This window comes from Acetoanaerobium sticklandii (genome assembly GCF_000196455.1).
Classification (GTDB): Bacteria; Bacillota; Clostridia; order Peptostreptococcales; family Filifactoraceae; genus Acetoanaerobium; species Acetoanaerobium sticklandii.
Map to the genome: position 1 here is coordinate 777,224 of NC_014614.1, position 18,562 is coordinate 795,785.

At 32.7% G+C, this 18,562-nt stretch carries 12 protein-coding genes; 11 read left to right on the plus strand and 1 reads right to left on the minus strand.

Annotation, left to right across the window (positions count from 1 at the left end; translation table 11 throughout):
* Nucleotides 1-125 precede the first annotated feature (125 nt).
* From rnr to CLOST_RS03560, 6 genes are all read left to right on the plus strand, one after another.
* On the plus strand, nucleotides 126-2,246 hold the full coding sequence (gene rnr, locus CLOST_RS03530; protein WP_013360874.1) for a ribonuclease R: 2,121 nt from the start codon (nucleotides 126-128) through the stop codon (nucleotides 2,244-2,246).
* Between the two features lie 134 nt (nucleotides 2,247-2,380).
* On the plus strand, nucleotides 2,381-3,580 hold the full coding sequence (locus tag CLOST_RS03535; protein WP_013360875.1) for an FprA family A-type flavoprotein: 1,200 nt from the start codon (nucleotides 2,381-2,383) through the stop codon (nucleotides 3,578-3,580).
* 11 nt (nucleotides 3,581-3,591) lie between these two features.
* On the plus strand, nucleotides 3,592-4,047 hold the full coding sequence (smpB, locus tag CLOST_RS03540; protein WP_013360876.1) for an SsrA-binding protein SmpB: 456 nt from the start codon (nucleotides 3,592-3,594) through the stop codon (nucleotides 4,045-4,047).
* 101 nt (nucleotides 4,048-4,148) lie between these two features.
* Nucleotides 4,149-5,588 (plus strand): extracellular solute-binding protein, encoded by a 1,440-nt coding sequence (locus CLOST_RS03545; RefSeq protein WP_013360877.1) that lies wholly within the window; start codon nucleotides 4,149-4,151, stop codon nucleotides 5,586-5,588.
* Between the two features lie 10 nt (nucleotides 5,589-5,598).
* Nucleotides 5,599-7,686, plus strand: coding sequence for a sensor domain-containing diguanylate cyclase (locus CLOST_RS03550; RefSeq protein ID WP_081455058.1), 2,088 nt, complete (start codon nucleotides 5,599-5,601; stop codon nucleotides 7,684-7,686).
* Nucleotides 7,687-7,892: 206 nt separating this feature from the next.
* A complete protein-coding gene (locus CLOST_RS03560; protein ID WP_013360879.1) occupies nucleotides 7,893-9,965 on the plus strand; it encodes a putative bifunctional diguanylate cyclase/phosphodiesterase in 2,073 nt (690 codons plus the stop codon).
* Nucleotides 9,966-10,012: 47 nt separating this feature from the next.
* On the opposite strand, the gene CLOST_RS03565 is transcribed toward CLOST_RS03560, so the two are convergent.
* A complete protein-coding gene (locus CLOST_RS03565; protein ID WP_041487095.1) occupies nucleotides 10,013-11,221 on the minus strand; it encodes an MFS transporter in 1,209 nt (402 codons plus the stop codon).
* A gap of 100 nt (nucleotides 11,222-11,321) precedes the next feature.
* Between CLOST_RS03565 and CLOST_RS03570 the strand changes: the two genes are divergently transcribed.
* From CLOST_RS03570 to CLOST_RS13460, 5 genes are all read left to right on the plus strand, one after another.
* Nucleotides 11,322-13,049: a sigma-54 interaction domain-containing protein gene (locus CLOST_RS03570; protein WP_013360880.1), complete on the plus strand. Its 1,728-nt coding sequence runs from the start codon at nucleotides 11,322-11,324 to the stop codon at nucleotides 13,047-13,049.
* 283 nt (nucleotides 13,050-13,332) lie between these two features.
* Nucleotides 13,333-13,632 (plus strand): C4-dicarboxylate anaerobic carrier (fragment), encoded by a 300-nt coding sequence (locus CLOST_RS14225; protein ID WP_013360881.1) that lies wholly within the window; start codon nucleotides 13,333-13,335, stop codon nucleotides 13,630-13,632.
* 6 nt (nucleotides 13,633-13,638) lie between these two features.
* Complete coding sequence (gene yfcC, locus CLOST_RS03580) at nucleotides 13,639-14,874, plus strand: putative basic amino acid antiporter YfcC (RefSeq protein WP_013360882.1); 1,236 nt, start codon at nucleotides 13,639-13,641, stop codon at nucleotides 14,872-14,874.
* A 62-nt stretch (nucleotides 14,875-14,936) separates the two neighbouring features.
* On the plus strand, nucleotides 14,937-16,109 hold the full coding sequence (gene iadA / locus CLOST_RS03585) for a beta-aspartyl-peptidase (protein WP_013360883.1): 1,173 nt from the start codon (nucleotides 14,937-14,939) through the stop codon (nucleotides 16,107-16,109).
* A 172-nt stretch (nucleotides 16,110-16,281) separates the two neighbouring features.
* A complete protein-coding gene (locus tag CLOST_RS13460) occupies nucleotides 16,282-18,561 on the plus strand; it encodes a bifunctional diguanylate cyclase/phosphodiesterase (protein WP_013360884.1) in 2,280 nt (759 codons plus the stop codon).
* Nucleotide 18,562 lies beyond the last annotated feature (1 nt).

Below are 18,562 nucleotides of genomic sequence, written 5' to 3' on the forward strand. Positions count from 1 at the left end.
TTCCATTTGATAAAATATATATCCATAACTATATAATTTTATCCTTAATAATAAGCGGTGTCAATGAATTAAAGCCAGATAAAGGGGTATAACACAAAAGCAAGCAAAAATTAGGAGGGAAAATAATGAAACTAAGTATAAAAGAGAGCATATTACAGCTCATGAGAGAAGAGGCATACAGCCCTCTTAGTAAAACTGAATTATGTCAAATATTTTGCGCTAGTAAAGCAGATAAAGATATTTTAAACAGCATACTATATGAAATGGAAGAGGAAGGCCTAATATACAAAACGAAAAAAGAAAAGTATGGACTTCCACAGAAAATGAATTTATTTGTAGGGAAATTAAGCGTGCATCCAAAGGGATTTGCATTTTTAGATACAGGAGTAGAAGGAGAAAGAGATATATTTATTCCAGCAAGTGCATTAAATGGTGCTATGCATCAAGATAGAGTAATAGCAAGAGTGGTGAAAAGCGAAACTACTCAGAGTCGTACTGAGGGCGAGATAATTAAAATAATAGAAAGAGGCTATACAGAAATTGTAGGAAAATTCGAAGCTTCTAAAAATTTTGGATTTGTAATATCAGATAATAAAAGGCTTACAGCAGATGTTTTTATAGCAAAAAAAGATTCAATGGGAGCTAAAACCGGAGACATAGTAGTTTGTAAAATAACTAAATATCCTCAAAAAGGGCGAAATCCAGAAGGCAAAGTAAAAGAAATTCTAGGAAAACAAGGAGAAAAAGGTGTAGACCTGCTTTCAATTATCAAGCAAAATGGTTTGCCAGAGGAGTTTCCTAAGAAAGTTCTAAAGCAAGCGCATGAAATACCAGAAGACATAGATCCAAGAGAAATTCACTCAAGACTAGATCTTAGAAATGAACTTATATATACCATAGATGGCTCTGATGCCAAGGATTTAGACGATGCAATTTCAATTGAAAAGTTAAATAACGGAAATTACAAGCTAGGTGTCCATATAGCAGATGTTACTCATTATGTAACTGAAGGAGCTCCACTAGATGATGAAGCTCTAAAAAGAGGAACCTCTGTCTATCTAGTAGATACAGTTATTCCTATGCTCCCACCAAAACTTTCAAATGGAGTATGCTCGCTTCATCCAGATGTAGACAGGCTTACCTTATCATGCATTATGGAAATAGATGAAAAAGGCAAGGTTGTAAGTCATGAAATCAAAAAAACAGTTATTAACTCAAAAGCTAGATTAGTTTATGAAGATGTATCTGATATTTTAGAAAATGACAACGAAGAGCTAAAACAAAAATACAGCTATATTTTAGATAAGCTAAAGCTTTCTGAGGAGTTAGCAAAGATATTAACTGCAAGAAGAAGTCAAAGAGGAGCCATGGATTTTGATTTTCCAGAGAGCAAGATTCTTATGGATGAAGCAGGAAATGTTACAGATATAATTAAGTATGATAGAAGAATAGCAAATAGAATAATTGAGGAATTTATGCTTATAGCAAATGAAACAGTGGCAGAACAGTTTTTCTGGGCACAGATTCCGTTTGTTTACAGGGTTCATGAGAATCCAGATCCTGAAAAAATAAGAGATTTTGTTAAGTTCATAGGAGCTTTTGGATATACTTTAAAAGGTGATGTCGAGGAAATCCACCCAAAAGAACTGCAAAAATTGCTTGGAGATATAGAAAATACTAAGGAAGAGTTAGTAATATCAACTCTTATGCTTAGATCTCTTAAGCAAGCCAGATATTCACCGATTTGTACTGGTCACTTTGGACTTGCAGCTAAGTATTACACTCATTTTACTTCTCCTATTAGAAGATATCCTGACCTTCAGATTCACAGGATAATAAAAGAAACTATTGATGAGTCTCTAAATGAAAAACGACTTAATAGATTAAAAGCTATAGTTGAGAAGGCATCAGAGCAGTCTTCTATAAGAGAAAGAGAAGCAGATGAAGCCCAAAGGCAAGTTGAAGACCTTAGAAAAGCTGAGTATATGAAGAACCATGTAGGAGAAGAATATGAAGGAGTTATTTCTTCAATTACTTCATTTGGTATGTTTGTAGAGCTTTACAACACAGTAGAAGGTCTAATAAGACTTAACAATCTTTCAGATGATTATTATATCTTCGATCAAGAAAATTATTTGTTATTTGGAGAGCATACGAAAAAAACCTTCAAAATCGGAGATAAAATAAATATCAAGGTAGATAGTGTCAATATACCTCTTAGAGAAGTGAACTTTGTCCTAGCTTAATTTAATTTTTTCGTTAAAAAATCATGTAAAATATGATAATATGGTTTATGTATATAAACTTATAAAAAGAATTCAAAAATTGAATCGTTAAAAAATAATAAAAATTATAGTCTGAAGGGGAGTGCTATAACCTTATGAATACCTTGTCAGTAAAGATTCATGAAGATGTACATTATATTGGAGTAAATGACAGAGAAACCCATTTGTTTGAAAATATGTGGCCGCTAGATAACGGAATAAGCTATAACTCATATCTTTTAACTGGAGAAAAAAATGTACTTTTAGATACAGTGAAAATTACTAAAGTAGATAGCTTCTTAGTAAAAATTCAAAACATCCTAAAAGATAAGCCACTTGATTACCTTGTAATTCATCATATGGAGCCAGACCACTCAGGCTCTATAAAATCTGTAATAGATATGTATCCAGATGTAAAGCTTGTAGGAAACAAAAAAACTCAAGATTTCTTAGAAGCGTTTTATGGGGTAACCGGAAATTTCATTGAAGTTAAAGAAGGCGATACTTTAGATTTAGGAGATAAAAAGCTTACATTTTATATGACTCCTATGGTTCACTGGCCAGAGTCTATGGTGAGCTATGAATCAAAGCATAAAATATTATTTTCCCAAGATGCTTTTGGGGGTTTTGGTGCTTTAGATGGTCCTATTTTTGATGATGAAATAAACTGGGATTTTTATGAATCAGAAACTAGAAGATATTATTCTAATATAGTTGGAAAGCATAGTAAGCAAGTTCAAGTAGCTATAAAAAAACTAGCTGGACTTGATATATCTATGATATGCCCTGTGCATGGACCAGTATGGAGAAGCAAGCCTGAAAAGATAGTTTCTCTATATGATAAATGGAGTAAATTTGACACAGATGAAGGTGTTGTAATAGTATACGGTACTATGTACGGAAACACTTCTATCATGGCAGAGGCTATAGCAAGAGTACTTGCTGAAGAAGGTATCAAAGATGTGAAGATGTATGACGTATCCAAAACTCATAACTCACATATTATAAATGAAATCTGGAAGTACAAGGGCTTAATCCTTGGAAGCTGTACCTACAACAACGGACTTTTCCCAATAATGAGCAACCTTGTAAATGTAATCAAAATGAACAATATTCAAAACCACATTTTAGGAGTTTTCGGCTCGTATAGCTGGAGTGGGGGAGCAGTTAAAACATTAAAAGAGTTTGGCGAAACTTGCCAGTATGATTTTATAGAAAATGTAGTTGAAGTTAAATGCTCACCTGCAATTGATGACCTTGAAAAATGTGCAGAGATAGCTAAAGAAATGGCTAAGAGGCTAAAAGAAAGCAGATAAAGGTGATATAAATGGAAGGTTCGAAAACCGTAGCAACCAATCGAAAAGCAAGATTCAATTACGAAATCATAGAAACGTATGAAGTCGGAATCGAACTAAAGGGAACAGAAGTAAAATCAATAAGAGCTGGAAAAGTAAACCTAGGAGAGGGCTATGCAAGTGTTGATAACGGAGAGGTTTTTCTAAAGCAAGTGCATATCAGCCCATATGAACAAGGAAATATTTTTAATGTAGACCCTCTTAGAGTAAGAAAGCTTTTACTTCATAAACAGGAGATTAGAAAGCTTATAGGAGAAACTACTCAAAAAGGCTACTCCCTCATACCTCTTTCCATGTATCTTAAGCGTGGGAAAGTTAAAGTACAGCTTGCTCTTGCAAAAGGTAAGAAGAATTACGATAAGAGAGAATCTCTTGCCAAAAAAGATGCTCAGCGCAGGATGGAAAGAGAAATAAAAGACAGATATTAATTATATTGTTGCAACCGCTTCTATTGTCAAGGAGCGGTTGTAGTTATATTGAGAAGAAAAGTTAAAAATTATTACATATATAATTTTGTAGGAGATGATTTATGAAAATTTATAAAAGTGTCCTTAGTATTTTTTGTATTTTGACTATTCTTTTTTCTTTCACTTCCTGCTCTAGTAAACCTACAGAGAAAGAAAATCCCTTAGATCCTCAAAAACCAGTTACTGTAGTATTATGGCATTATTATAATGGAAATATAAAAGAAAAATTTGATGAGATAGTATCTGAATTTAATGAAACTGTAGGTATGGAAAAAGGGATTGTTGTAGATGCTCAAAGTCAAGGAGATGTAGACCAGTTAGCTACATCAGTACAAAATTCTGTTAATCAGGCAATAGGTTCTTCTCCTATGCCAGATCTTTTTGCGGCTTATCCAGATACAGCGCTTACGGTTCACAAAATAAAAGGTCTTGTGAACTTAGAACAGTATTTTACTCAAGAGGAGTTAAATGAATATAGAAAAGAATTTTTAGAAGAAGGCAATTTTTTGTTTGATGAAGGCTTGTATATAATGCCTATTGCAAAATCAACAGAAAACCTATTTATAAATAAAACCTCCTGGGAGGAGTTTGCTAGTGAAAATTCCATAGACGATAAAAAGCTTCAAACCTGGGAAGGACTCACTGAAGTAGCTGCTTTATACTATGAAAAAACTGGAAAGAGCTTTTTTGGAATTGATTCAAATGCGAACTATATGATACAAGCAGCTATGCAGCTTGAAAATGAAATATATAAATATAATGAAGACGGCTCTGCTGAGTTTAACCTATCAAAAGATTCAGCTTATAAGGTATGGCAAAACTATTATGTACCATATATAAACAAGCATTTTGCAAAAACTGGCAGATTCAGCTCTGACGATGCAAAGACAGGAAGTGTAATTGCTTATGTAGGCTCAACTGCTGGTGCATCATATTTCCCAACAGAAGTTACCTTTAGTCAAGATAATATAGTACAAATAGAACCTCTCACTATAGCTTACCCACATTTCGAAAGTGGAAATCCAGTAGCTATTCAGCAGGGAGCAGGAATATGTATGACAAAGAGCGACTATGCACATGAATATGCATCAGCAGAGTTTTTGAAATGGTTTACAGATACAAAACAAAACGTCAAATTTGCAATAACTACTGGATATTTTCCAGTTAAAAACGAAGCCTTAAGCGAAGAAATATTATTAGCTGCTCTTGAGGAAAACAATATTAATAGTGAATCTATAAAGTCGACTATAAAAACAACTAGCAAAATGCTGGAAACCTATGAGCTATACAGCAATAAGCCCTTTGATAAGAGCTATGAGATGAGAAGATTTTTAGAAACCAGCTTGTTTGACAAGGTTACAACAGACTTAGAGGCTTTAGATTCAAGCAATATGAAGATGGATGAAAGAGCTCAGGCTATAGAAGAGCTAACCAGTATGCCTAGCTTTGAAAAATGGTACGAGGATTTAGTAAATAATGCCAACAAAATTCTAAAAGGATAAGGACGTTATCATGAGACGGATATTGAGACAAAGAAATTCAATTGTATATAGATTGACTATTTTTGCGATTATTATAATTGTAATACAGTCTTTGTTTTTAATAGCTGTTTTAGTCAATGGAGGAGTTTTAAGACAAGCTAAATTAAATGCTTATGAATCCTTTAGCGATAAAGTACAAGGTAGAAAAGCATATTTAGAGCTTGAGATGAAAAATAGATGGACAAATGTAGACCCATTCTTGTCTCAAATATCAAAAAAACTTTCTAAGACCTATGAGACAGATACGCTACTACTAGATAGTTTGTCTTCGGAGTTAATAGAAATGCTGAGAACTACAAAGGCAACGGGAGCTTTTATATTGCTTACTGACGATATAAATGATAATAATGTTCCGGGACTTTATTTTAGAGATTATGATCCTTTGTCTGATAATCTTTCTTTTAAAGATTTATATGTAGTAGTTGGACCTTCTGAGATAGCAAAAAAACTCAAGGTACCTTTAGATCAGATGTGGAGCTATGATTTACGATTAACAAGTGATAATCATGATTTTATAAAAAAACCTCTTAATCTCGCTAATTTATCAAATGACCCTAAACTTTTAGGCTACTGGAGCAAGCCATTTAAATTATCGGATACTGATTTGCAAATAATGACTTACTCCATGCCTATATTTGACTCTGAGAACAATCTAAAAGGCATAGTAGGCATAGAAGTTACACTCAATCATATGATTAAAATGCTTCCAGCTACTGATTTGAAGCTAAAGGATTCACTTGGCTATATTTTAACGCATAAACCAACAAATGATTCTAAGCCAATACCATCAGTAATAGTAAGCGCACTCCAAAAAAGATATTTAGTAGAAAATGAACCGCTAAATCTGCTTATTGAAAATGAAGACTTTGGGATCTATAAGCTTTTAAACCACACTGGCAGTTATGATATTTATGCCAGTGTAGAAGAACTAAAGCTGTATCAGCCAAATACACCTTTTGAAGGAGAGTCATGGTATCTAGTTGGATTTATGAGAGGGGACGAGCTGTTCTCATATGTATATAGAACCCAAAGTATATTATGGGGAGCATTCATTATAGCCTTGATAGTAGGAATATTTGGAGGTGTGTATTTTAGTTATAGATTTTCAAAACCAATTGTGGATCTTTCTAAAAAAGTAAGAGAAAGTAATAAAAATGAAATTATGATAGTAGAGCCTACTGGCTTACTTGAGGTGGATGAACTCGCACAGGCTATGCAAGAAGCCAATAATGAAAGACTGGAGTCTGTATCTAGACTAACTAGAGTAATTTCGCTATTTGATTTGCCAATCGCTGCTTTTGAGATAAAAAATAACAGTGATGACATTTTTGTAACAGAAAAACTTTACACTATTTTAGACCTTGATGATAAAAATAAAACTAATTTTATGAATAAATTAAACGAACTTCTAAATAATCCTGAGGAAAATGAGGAAGGTGTTTATAAAATAAATCTAGAATATCCAAGATGGGTTAAGCTAAAGATGACCGATTCTTCAGATACTACAATTGGAGTTATTCAAGATATTACTGAAGAGATGAAGGAGAAGCTCCAAATAAGAATGGATAGAGATATTGATCCACTTACTAGACTTCTAAATAGAAGAGCTTTTCAAAGCTATATGGAGCAATTACTATTCAAAAATCCATTAAAAAGCTCTGCACTTGTTATGTTTGATTTAGATAATCTGAAAAATATGAATGATACCTATGGTCATAAATGGGGAGATTTCTATATAAAAGAAGCTGTTCAAAGACTTAATAACATAACTCAGAGAAACAAGATGCTGCTTGGAAGACGCTCTGGAGATGAGTTTGTTTTACTCCTTTATGGGTTTACGAGCAAGCAAGAAATAGAAGACTGTATGAATGAGTTCTTTTCATATATTAAAGGCAATACTATAAAGCTTCCAGATGGAAAGGATTATAGTATAGGAATATCTGCTGGACTTGCTTGGATTGATAGCTGGCCTACAGATTACGAGGATTTATTAAATAAAGCTGATGAAGCGCTTTATATATCTAAATTTAATAATAAGGGTAACTGGACTAAACTTTAAGCTTAGGAGTTTGTAGATCTTAGGTGAAGGGAGTTAACTATGGAAAAACTAAAAGCAGTAGACTCTAAGAAATATATAGCATTGTTTATAATTCTTTCGATGTGTTACTCCATGATAACTTTTATTGTGCTACAAGATAGAATAAAGAGCCAATACAACCTACTTCACCAAGAAACCACAAAAATAGCTAAAGGTATTCAAATAATTTGTCAAATGCGGCAAATGCAAAGGAAATAATATCTGAGCTGCTTGAAGAAAAACTTTATATAGCTAGCGAAAGTATAGCTACTAAGCTAAATACCTTAGAAAGCAGTCAACTTGATGCTTTAGCTGATGAATATAGAGTTGACGATATCCATATTTACAATCCTCAAGGAGTAATTGTAAAGACAAATGTCAATGAGTATATTGGGTGGAAGGCTTTTGAGGGACATCCAGTTTATAATTTTATGACAGGTAACAGCAATAGTCTAATAGAAGAGATTAGACCTGACACGGAGTCTGGAGTGTATTTCAAATATGGATATTATAAGCTAGACAATGGCTCTTTTGTTCAAATAGGTATAAGGGCTGAAAAAATTCATGAGTTTTTAAATGATTTTGAGATTCAAAATCTTATAACAACACTTAAGGAGATTAATTCTCTTGAGAAAGTATTATTTATAGATAATGAGTTACGTATTGTAAATAGCACTGATTATAATCTGACTGGAGTAAAAATAACTAATCCTAGAATCAGGGAAATCATTGAAAAGAACGAAGAATCGGGATTTATTGCTCAAAATAAAAACGATGAGTATTATCAATTTTATCAGCCTATTAATTTTGATGGAGTTAAGATTGGAACCTTGGCAATATATTATGATACTGAGTCTATAAGACAAAGCTCTAGGCTTATTATTATGAATGGCTTAGTAATTTATTTGATAGTACTATGTATATTAGGATACATTGTCAGTAGCTTTTATAGTAAAAGCAAAAGGTATTTTGACATAGGATTTTATGACAAGCTTAGCAATCTTCCCAACAAGCATTACTTTGAAGAATATATAAAGCCGTTGCTAGCTAAAAGCGATATTCAAAATCAGGCACTTATTTTCATCAATATAAAAAACTTCAGCGCAGTAAATATTTCCTATGGATATGCTTTTGGAGATGAAGTAATTAAGAAAATAGCTTTAAATCTCAAAAATATAAATACTGTAAAAACTACATTATTTAGAATGGAATCTGATAGATTTTTATTGTTTGTAGAAAATTATACAGATGAAAATGAAATATTGAGCTTAATTGCCCAAATAAACAATGTTTTTAGCACATCCCTTGACTTAAGCAATAGCGATTATTCACTTACAGTAGAGTTAGGAATAGTTAAGCTGGATGAAGAGGATTTAGAGCTTGATAGAATTATGAAAAATGGAGCTATTGCCTTAAAAAATGTAAAAAGGGATACCTTTGTAAACTATGTGTTTTTTAATAAAGACATGGAAGAGGCTTTAATTAGACAAAATAAAATAGAGCGTGAATTAAGAAAGGCATTAGCAGATCCCTTGCAGGAAATTATATATGTAGAATTTCAACCTCAAGTAGATATCATTTCAGGTAAAATACTTGGTTTCGAAGCTTTAGCTAGGATGAAGTCTGAAGATTTAGGCCATGTTTCGCCTATGGAATTTATTCCTATTGCCGAAGAAAAACTTCTTATAGTTGAATTAGGTAATTTTGTTTTGAAGAAATCTTGCGAGTTTATTAAAACTTTAAATCAGCACAATATATTTAATCAGTGGGTAGCAATTAATATATCAGCAGCTCAAATCCTTAGAAGTGATTTTGTAAAAACTATTCTAGGCATAATAGAGGAATGTGATTGTGACAAAAGCCAAATAGAATTAGAAATTACAGAGTCGTTGCTTATTGATAATTTTGAGCTTGTTAACAATCAACTGGATAGACTTCGTAGATTTGGAATAAAAATATCACTTGATGATTTCGGCACAGGATATTCCTCTTTTTCAATGCTTGAAGAGACGAATATAGATAAGCTCAAAATTGATAGAAGCTTTATAAATAGGATAACTGAGGATAATTTGGAAGTTTCAATAGCAGAGGATATAATTTCTATGGCCCATAAGCTAGGACTTACTGTAATAGCAGAGGGAGTCGAAAGCCAAAATCAAAAGAATTGTTTATCAGAGCATGAGTGTGATATAGCTCAAGGCTATTATTACAGCAAGCCTATTTCGTTCGAAAAAGCAATAAAGATGGCTACTAATAATTAATTAGTAGCCATCTTTATTGCTTTAATGAGAGATAGTCTTATTTTGAATTAGCTTTTCGAATCTTTGATTTTATCAATAATAACAAATACAACTATAGTTCCAATCACTGCTAAAACGCTACTGATAAGCAAGAGAGAAGAAGCACCGCTTAAATCAAGTACAAATCCTCCGATAAAGCTTGCAAATACAGTGCTTAAAGTCATCATGCTAGTGATGAGAGACTGACCTTTAACAGCCTCATTCTTATCCATAACTTCATCGACAAGATGAACACTTGAGGATAAAAATAAAGGAAAAGAGATGAGCTGAAATAAAAATGCTATATAGATGAAGCTAACTGAGCCAGCTAAATATGTTAGAAATATTTTAAATGCAAAGGCTACAGAGGATAGCTTGAGCATAAACTGACAGCTGAGCTTTTTTCTGATTTGAGTAAAGAAAAAAAGTCCAGGTAGCTCTAGCACAGCCATGAAAGAAAATAATTGGCCCATTTGATTACTGTTTCCACCTACATTTTCAAGAATTTGAATCAAGTAGCTATTAAGCACTGAATTTTGGAAAAAAATCAGCATTACTGCAAATGAAAAGATTACAAAGTTTTTATTACGGCGTATAAATTCTGAAAGGCTTATCTTTTGCTGAGATTTTTGCATTTTGTTTAAATCTATGTTATCTATATCAGCTTCAATTACTGCTTTTTTGGATATAGATGCAGTAATTAAAAGAGATGCAATAAGCAAAAAAAGAATTATTATTCCAGCCGTAGGAATGGCATTTTTGCCATATTTATATACCATAGCACCTAATATGCTAGTCATTGCAGCGTAAGAGACAGAACCAAAGCTACGAGACATTCCAAAATTTATTGGATTTCTAGCAGTACTATAATGAAAGGCAATGGACGTTACTATAGGCTGAAGAGATGACATAAAAGCAGCTAATGTTATAAATACTATAGTTAAGGTTAAGGATTTCATTTTAAATAGGTATAAGGAAGCTGTTCCAAATATAAGCCCAATTGCTACAATATTAGTAAGCAAAATGAGTGGCTTTTGCTCCATTTTATCCACCATATCAGCTAGAATAGGCTGGAGAATTACAGCTCCTATACTGGAAAGTGCAAGTATAACACCTATTTCTGAATTGGTATAATCTTTACTGAGTAGAAAAACAGATGCAAAGCTCATTATAGCGCCAAAATACATCCAATATGAGCCTTGGACAGCACTATATGAAATATTTAATGATTTTTTCATGAAATTTCCTCTTACTTTCTCAAATTATGTTCTATTATATAGATATGATTGTATCATCTTTTTTCGCTATATTGAATCAATTAATTGTCAGGAGGAGGGGATGGTTATAAAGCAGAAAAAGAAAATAATGTTGATTGCGGGGAGTAGATATACTCAGGATGCTTTATATAGCCAGCTGATTGAGTATATAGGAGCTGAAGCTGAAATTATAAGATACACGATAGATGAAGGTATAAAGCCAGAACTAAATAGCGATTTATTTGTATTTTCAAGCAGCGAGTCTTACAAAGAATTCAGTCAGATAGAGAAAGAATATAAACTAACTAGCTATATAATTGGAAAAAGAATGATATCCTACGAATATCTAGATAGAGTTATGATTCTCCCGAAAAATCAGAAAATAGTATTTGTAAATGACACAAAGGAAAGTGCGGAACAAGGGATACAAGAGCTTGTAGATTTAGGGATAGACTATCTTGACTTAATTCCTTATCATCCAGGTATCATCAAAATACCAGAGGATATTAAGATTGCCATAACTCCAGGAGAAATAGACAAATCACCGAAAGGAATAGATGAAGTTTATGATATAGGTGTTAGGGTTTTAGATTTTGTAACTATAGTTAATATACTAAAAAAATTGGATATCCTCGATGATAGAATAAAGATTTTTGCTGATAAATATTCTAATAAAATCATAGATTTATCAAAAAAAATTATGATGCTTAGTGAAAAAAATGAAAAAACAGAAAAATTTTTAAGACAAAATATCGTTGGGAAAGGCTATTATGCTAAGTATTCTTTTGATGATATAAAAGGGAAAAGTGAAGAAATTGTTGAAGCAAAAATAAGAGCAGAGAAGCTAGCTAAAACGGATTTAACTATACTTATTGATGGAGAAAGTGGAACAGGAAAAGAGCTATTTGCCTCAGCGATTCACAATGCTTCAAAGAGAAATAAAGCTCCATTTATTGCAGTTAATTTTTCTGCTATTTCTGATGAGCTACTTGAATCTGAGCTTTTTGGATATGAAGAAGGGTCATTTACAGGAGCAAAGAAAGGTGGAAAGATAGGACTGTTTGAGCAAGCAGATAAAGGAACAATTTTTTTGGATGAAATTGGAGATATCTCTATAAAAATGCAATCTAAGCTTCTTAGAGTGCTTCAAGAAAAAGAGATAAGAAGAGTCGGAGCGGATAGAATTATTCCTGTAGATATAAGAATAATAGCAGCCACTAATAAGGATTTACGCCAGATGATACAGGAAAAACAATTCAGAGAAGACTTGTATTATAGACTTAAGATGGGGTATGTAGGACTTCCTGCACTTCGGCACAGAAAAGAAGATATTCCTATTATTATTGAAAGCTTATTTGAATCTAAAGACCTGAAATCAAGGAGTATTGATGGCAGGGTATTGGATGTATTAATAAATTACGATTGGCCTGGGAATATAAGAGAGCTTATAAATACTCTGATGTACATGTCGGCAGTATGCGATGAAAAAATATTAGATATATCTAGTTTGCCAGATGATAGATTTTTTGGCATTAGTATTGAAAGTATAAAGGATAAGATAAATATTGAATTAAGTATCAACGAAAAATCTGCACTTATTGCCATCCATAACTTGATTTCTAAAGGAGAGCTTGCGAGCAGGGAAAAAATAATTATTAAAATGTCAGATAGTGGACATAAAATTTCAGATTATCAAATTAGAAAAATTATAAAAAATCTTGAGAGTAAACAGCTATTAGGAAAAGCTAAAGGCAGCTATGGGCTATATATTACTCAAACAGGAAAGATAGCTATAACCGATAGTCTATAAATTCAAATAAACATCCAAAAAACTAAAATAAATCCAAAAAATATTAGAAAAACATCCAAAAAAACTAAAGAATAATAAAATTAAATTACAAAACCAAATACTACTGATTTTTTAATATGCAGAATTTATTAAAGCATTAAGTAATAATATATGCAGATGAGTTAAATCAGTAGTTTTTTTATGTGTAATTATATTTTAGCGTTAATGAATTTTGATAATTCTGATAAATTGGCATATATATTGCTCTTTGTTTAAGCGAACTTATAAAAAGGAGGGAAATATAATGTCAATTAAAAAGAATGAGCTCAAAGAATCAAAATCCAAGAGTATGTTAGAAAGAAGCTATAAGGTACCTGATACCTATGTAATTATTTTCTTTGTAGTGCTTTTAGCTGCTGTTCTTACATATGTTGTGCCACAGGGATATTTTGAAACAAAGGATGTTACCTATATGGTGGATGGTGAAGAGAAAACGAGAACTGTTGTAGATTCAGAGACTTTTCAGTATGTTTTGGATGATTCAGGTCAAAAGGTTACTAATGGTGTTAAATTCTTTGAACCATATGGAGAAGTGGGTTTTTAGAATTACATGTTTGAAGGTTTAGTGAAAGGTGACAAATGGGGCTCTACAGTAGGGATAGTTGCTTTTATCCTTGTTATTGGAGGGGCATTTGGAATAATATTAAAAACTGGGGCAGTTGAAGCTGGTATTTTATCCATGATAAAAAGAACAAAAGGAAGAGAATCATTACTTATTCCAATTATTTTCTTTTTGTTTTCTCTAGGAGGAGCTGTATTTGGTATGGGTGAAGAAGCTATACCATTTGCTATGATATTAGTACCACTACTTATTGCCATGGGATATGACGCTATTGTAGGTATCATGATAACCTATGTAGCAACTCAAATTGGATTTGCAACCTCATGGATGAACCCATTTTCTGTAGCTATAGCTCAGGGTGTTGCAGGGATTCCAGTACTTTCTGGAGCAGGATTTAGAATAGTAATGTGGGCAGTATTTACTTTAGTTGGAATTGGGTTCACATGGAAATATGCAAGCAATATAAAGAAGAATCCAACTGCTTCAGTGGCTTATGAATCTGATGCATTTTATAGAAATGATTTTAAAGAAAAAGATATTGATGTTAAGTTTAATCTAGGTCATATTCTTGTGCTGCTTACTATATTAGCTGGAACGATATGGGTAGTTTGGGGAGTAATGGAAAACGGTTACTACATACCAGAAATTGCCACTCAATTCTTTGTAATGGGGCTTGTTGCTGGAATTATTGGAGTAGTTTTCAAATTAAATGAGATGGGTATAAACGATATAGCATCTTCATTTAGAGATGGAGCTAAGGATTTAGTGGGTGCGGCTCTAGTTGTAGGTATGGCTCAAGGTATAATTTTAGTACTTGGAGGGACTAGCTCAACTGATGGTACTGTTTTAAATACAATTTTGTACAATACAAGTCAAATGCTAGTTGGATTACCAACAGTTGCAGCAGGATGGGTTATGTATGTTTTCCAATCTGTATTTAACTTCTTTGTAGTTTCAGGATCAGGGCAAGCTGCTCTTACCATGCCTCTTATGGCTCCACTTGGAGATTTAGTTGGAGTTTCTAGACAGGTTTCTGTCCTTGCTTTTCAGCTAGGAGATGGACTTACTAACTTAATTGTTCCAACATCAGGATGTCTTATGGGAGTACTTGGAGTTGCAAAACTAGACTGGGGAAAATGGGCAAAATGGCAAATTAAATTCCAAGGTGTATTATTTGCATTAGCTACAATATTTATAATTATAGCAGTTGTAATAGGATATTAATAAGCCGGTATTGCCCCTTTGTTAAAATACTTTAAATAATATTTGAAGAAGGCGGTAAAATTATGTTAAAACTCATAAAAAATATTCATGTATATTCACCTGAGGACATGGGAGTAAAAGATGTTTTAATTGCTGCAAATAAAATATGCAGAATTTCTGATGAAATAAAAATCGAATCAAATATTGAAATTGAGGTTATAGACGGCAGTGATAAGCTTTTATTTCCAGGATTCATAGACTCTCACGTTCATATACTAGGCGGAGGAGGAGAGGGAGGCTTTAAAACCAGAACTCCAGAAATAATGCTAAGCGATATCACAACAGGAGGAATAACAACTGTGATTGGTACACTTGGTACTGATGGGACAACTAGAAGTATGGCTAGCTTACTTGCAAAAGCCAATGCACTAGAAGAAGAAGGGATTACTACCTTTGTAAACACAGGTTCATATCAAATTCCAGTGAAAACTCTGACTGAATCGATAACGGATGATTTGATTTTAATTGATAAAATTATAGGAGTGGGAGAACTTGCAATCTCTGACCACAGATCTTCTCAGCCTACTTTTGATGAGCTTGCAAAGATTGCTGCTCAGGCTAGAGTAGGGGGAATGCTAAGCGGAAAAGCTGGAACAATAAATGTTCATATGGGAGATTCCAAGCGAATGCTAGATTTGATTGAAGAGATAGTTGAAAAAACTGAAATCCCTAAAAAGCATTTTATACCTACCCATATGAACAGAAATCCTTATCTTTTTGAGAAGTCTATTGAATATGCATCAAAAGGTGGATATGTGGATTATACTACAAGCACTGTACCGCTTTTTATTGAAGAAGGTGAAGTACCAGCATATCATACTCTTAAGCTATTAATTGATAAAGGAGTAGATACTAGTGTGGTTACTTTTACTTCAGATGGACAAGGATCGCTTCCTGGATTTGATGAAGATGGTAATATGAGTAGAATAGATGTGGGCAAAGTTACTTCTTTATATGAATCTGTTAGAGATTCTATAATCAAAGACAAGGTGGATATAGCTAAAGCAATTGCTGTAATTACCGAAAATCCAGCAAAAATTTATGGATTATCAGATAAAGGAAAAATAGCTGAAGGAAAAGATGCAGACTTGGTAATAGTAGATAAATCATCACTTGAAATAGAAACAGTTATTGCAAAAGGTCAAATTATGATAAAGGATAAAGCTATTTTGGTAAAAGGAACGTTTGAAAAATAAGTTATAACAAAAGTCATTTATTTTTTTAAAGAGGCCATGCTTGGCTTCTTTTTAATTTGCATTTAAGGTGTAATTGCATTTGAGTAGGGGTATTAATCTAAAATAATTAGGAGGTGCTTCATGGAACAAAGAAAATTTGTAGTGCCTGAAGTTGTAGTGGGGGTGGTTTATCATGTCAAAATATAAAAGAATAGTGGTGTCTATAATAGTATTTATACTCATGTTCTCACTGTTTGCTTTTACGGCATATATTGAGTATAAGCGTACTGTAGAATCTGATATCCAAACCTTAAAAGATAAACTAAACGTCACTAGAACTAATCTTGAGTCAAATATCTCATCAAAAATAGTAGCTATAAATGGATTAAAGACTTATGTGGAGCTAGATAAGACCTTCAATCAAGAAGAATATGAAAACTTTGCAAAGGCTGTGTATGAATCTTCAAATGACATAGTGAGAAATATTACGTTTATTACTGATACAACCATCACCCATGTGTATCCATATGAGGAAAGTGAAAATATTATAGGATTGAATTTAGCAAAGCAACAAGAACAGAAGGATTTAATTCTTTATGCAAAGGAAAACAATAAAACTATAATAACCTCTCCTGTGGATTTAGTAGAAGGTGGAGTAGGAATTATTGTGAGAGTACCAGTACTTAGTCATGGAGAGTATTATGGTCAGGTTGCATTAGTGTTTGATTACAATAAAACCATAGAATATAGTGGCCTTAGAACTCTTCAAGATGACTATTTCATAAAATTAAAAACAACGGATAATATTAAATCTAAGGAATCTATAATTTGGTCAAATGCTCATGGTAAGGACTATGTATTTGATTATAATATGGTCAGCGCGAATATTAACATGTACAATGCTAATCTAGTTTTGGAGGCAGTGCCAAAGCATGGCTTCAATCGAAAATCTACATTATTTAATTTGATTATGCTAATAGGAGCTATGCTATCCTTGCTTGCGGCGATAACAGTATATAGGCTCATGAAGGTTACAGATAAGCTTAAAGTAAATAAGGAAGAGCTACAAAAATCCTACAAGGATGCCTTAGATGCCAATATGAATCTCGAACTTACAGTGAGTCAGCTAAAGGATAGCGAGGAACGCCTCAAAGCTCAGTATGATGAGATAAAAAATCAAGAGGAATATATTAGATTCTTAGCAGAAAGAGATTTTCTTACTGATTTATATAATAGAAGAAAGCTATCTATGAATTTGGAAGAAGGTATTAAATCAGGGAAAAATGGAACTATTATCCTTATAGATATTGATGATTTCAAAAATATAAATGACACCTTAGGCCATTACTATGGTGATAAGGTATTAAAATATGTTAGTAGATTAGTGTCAAGTATTACATTTTTTGAAGAATATACACCATATAGGATAGGTGGAGATGAATTTGTACTCCATATTCCTGGAGCTTTTTCAGAAAGCCAAATGAAGACTTTTATATCGTATCTATTTGAAACTTTTGGAAAGACTCATTATATAGACAATATAAAAAATACTATAACAGCGAGCTTAGGAGTTGTAAGATATCCTGAGGATGCTAATAGTGTAGATGAAATTATAATGAAAGCAGATTTAGCTATGTACAATGCCAAAAAGCAGGGCAAAAACAGATACTGCTATTTTGAACAAAGCATGATTGAGAGCTTTGATTGGAAGATAAGTATTGAAAAAGAGCTAAGGGAAGCAGTTGAAAACAATTTATTTTATCTCATGTACCAGCCTATAGTTGATGCTATGACAGGTAGATTTAAATATTTTGAAGCCTTGATAAGAATTAAGGATTCAAATATCCCACCAAACATATTCATTCCTGTAGCTGAAGAAACTGGTCTTATTTTGAAAATTGGCCGCTGGGTGATGGAAGAAGCTATGGCTCAAATTAAAATTTGGGAGAATATGGGTTTAGAAAACAGAAAAATTTCAGTAAATGTTTCGCCTATGCAGATTCAAGATTACGAACTTATTAGTTTCTTAAGAGATGAATTAATTAAAAATAATGTCGATCCAGCTGATTTTGAGGTAGAAATTACTGAAAGTGTACTTTTAGAAAATAGAGAGCACAATATCAAGGTACTTGAAAATATTAAGGAGCTTGGAATAAAAATAGCACTTGATGATTTTGGAACCGGCTATTCATCACTGAGCTATCTTACTTATATTCCTGTAGATAAAATAAAACTCGATAAAAGCTTGAAAGACAGATTTTTAAGCTTAGATAACTCTCAGGTAATAAAAGGACTTATCTCCTTATGTCATGGGCTAGACTTAAAAGTAGTAGTTGAAGGAGTCGAAACTCTAGATGAAAGCGAAAATCTCAAGATTCAAAATGTGGATTATCTGCAAGGATATTATTTTAGCAAGCCAATGAAAAAAGAAGATGCAACCTTATATATAGAAAATGACATTAAAAAAGATTGAG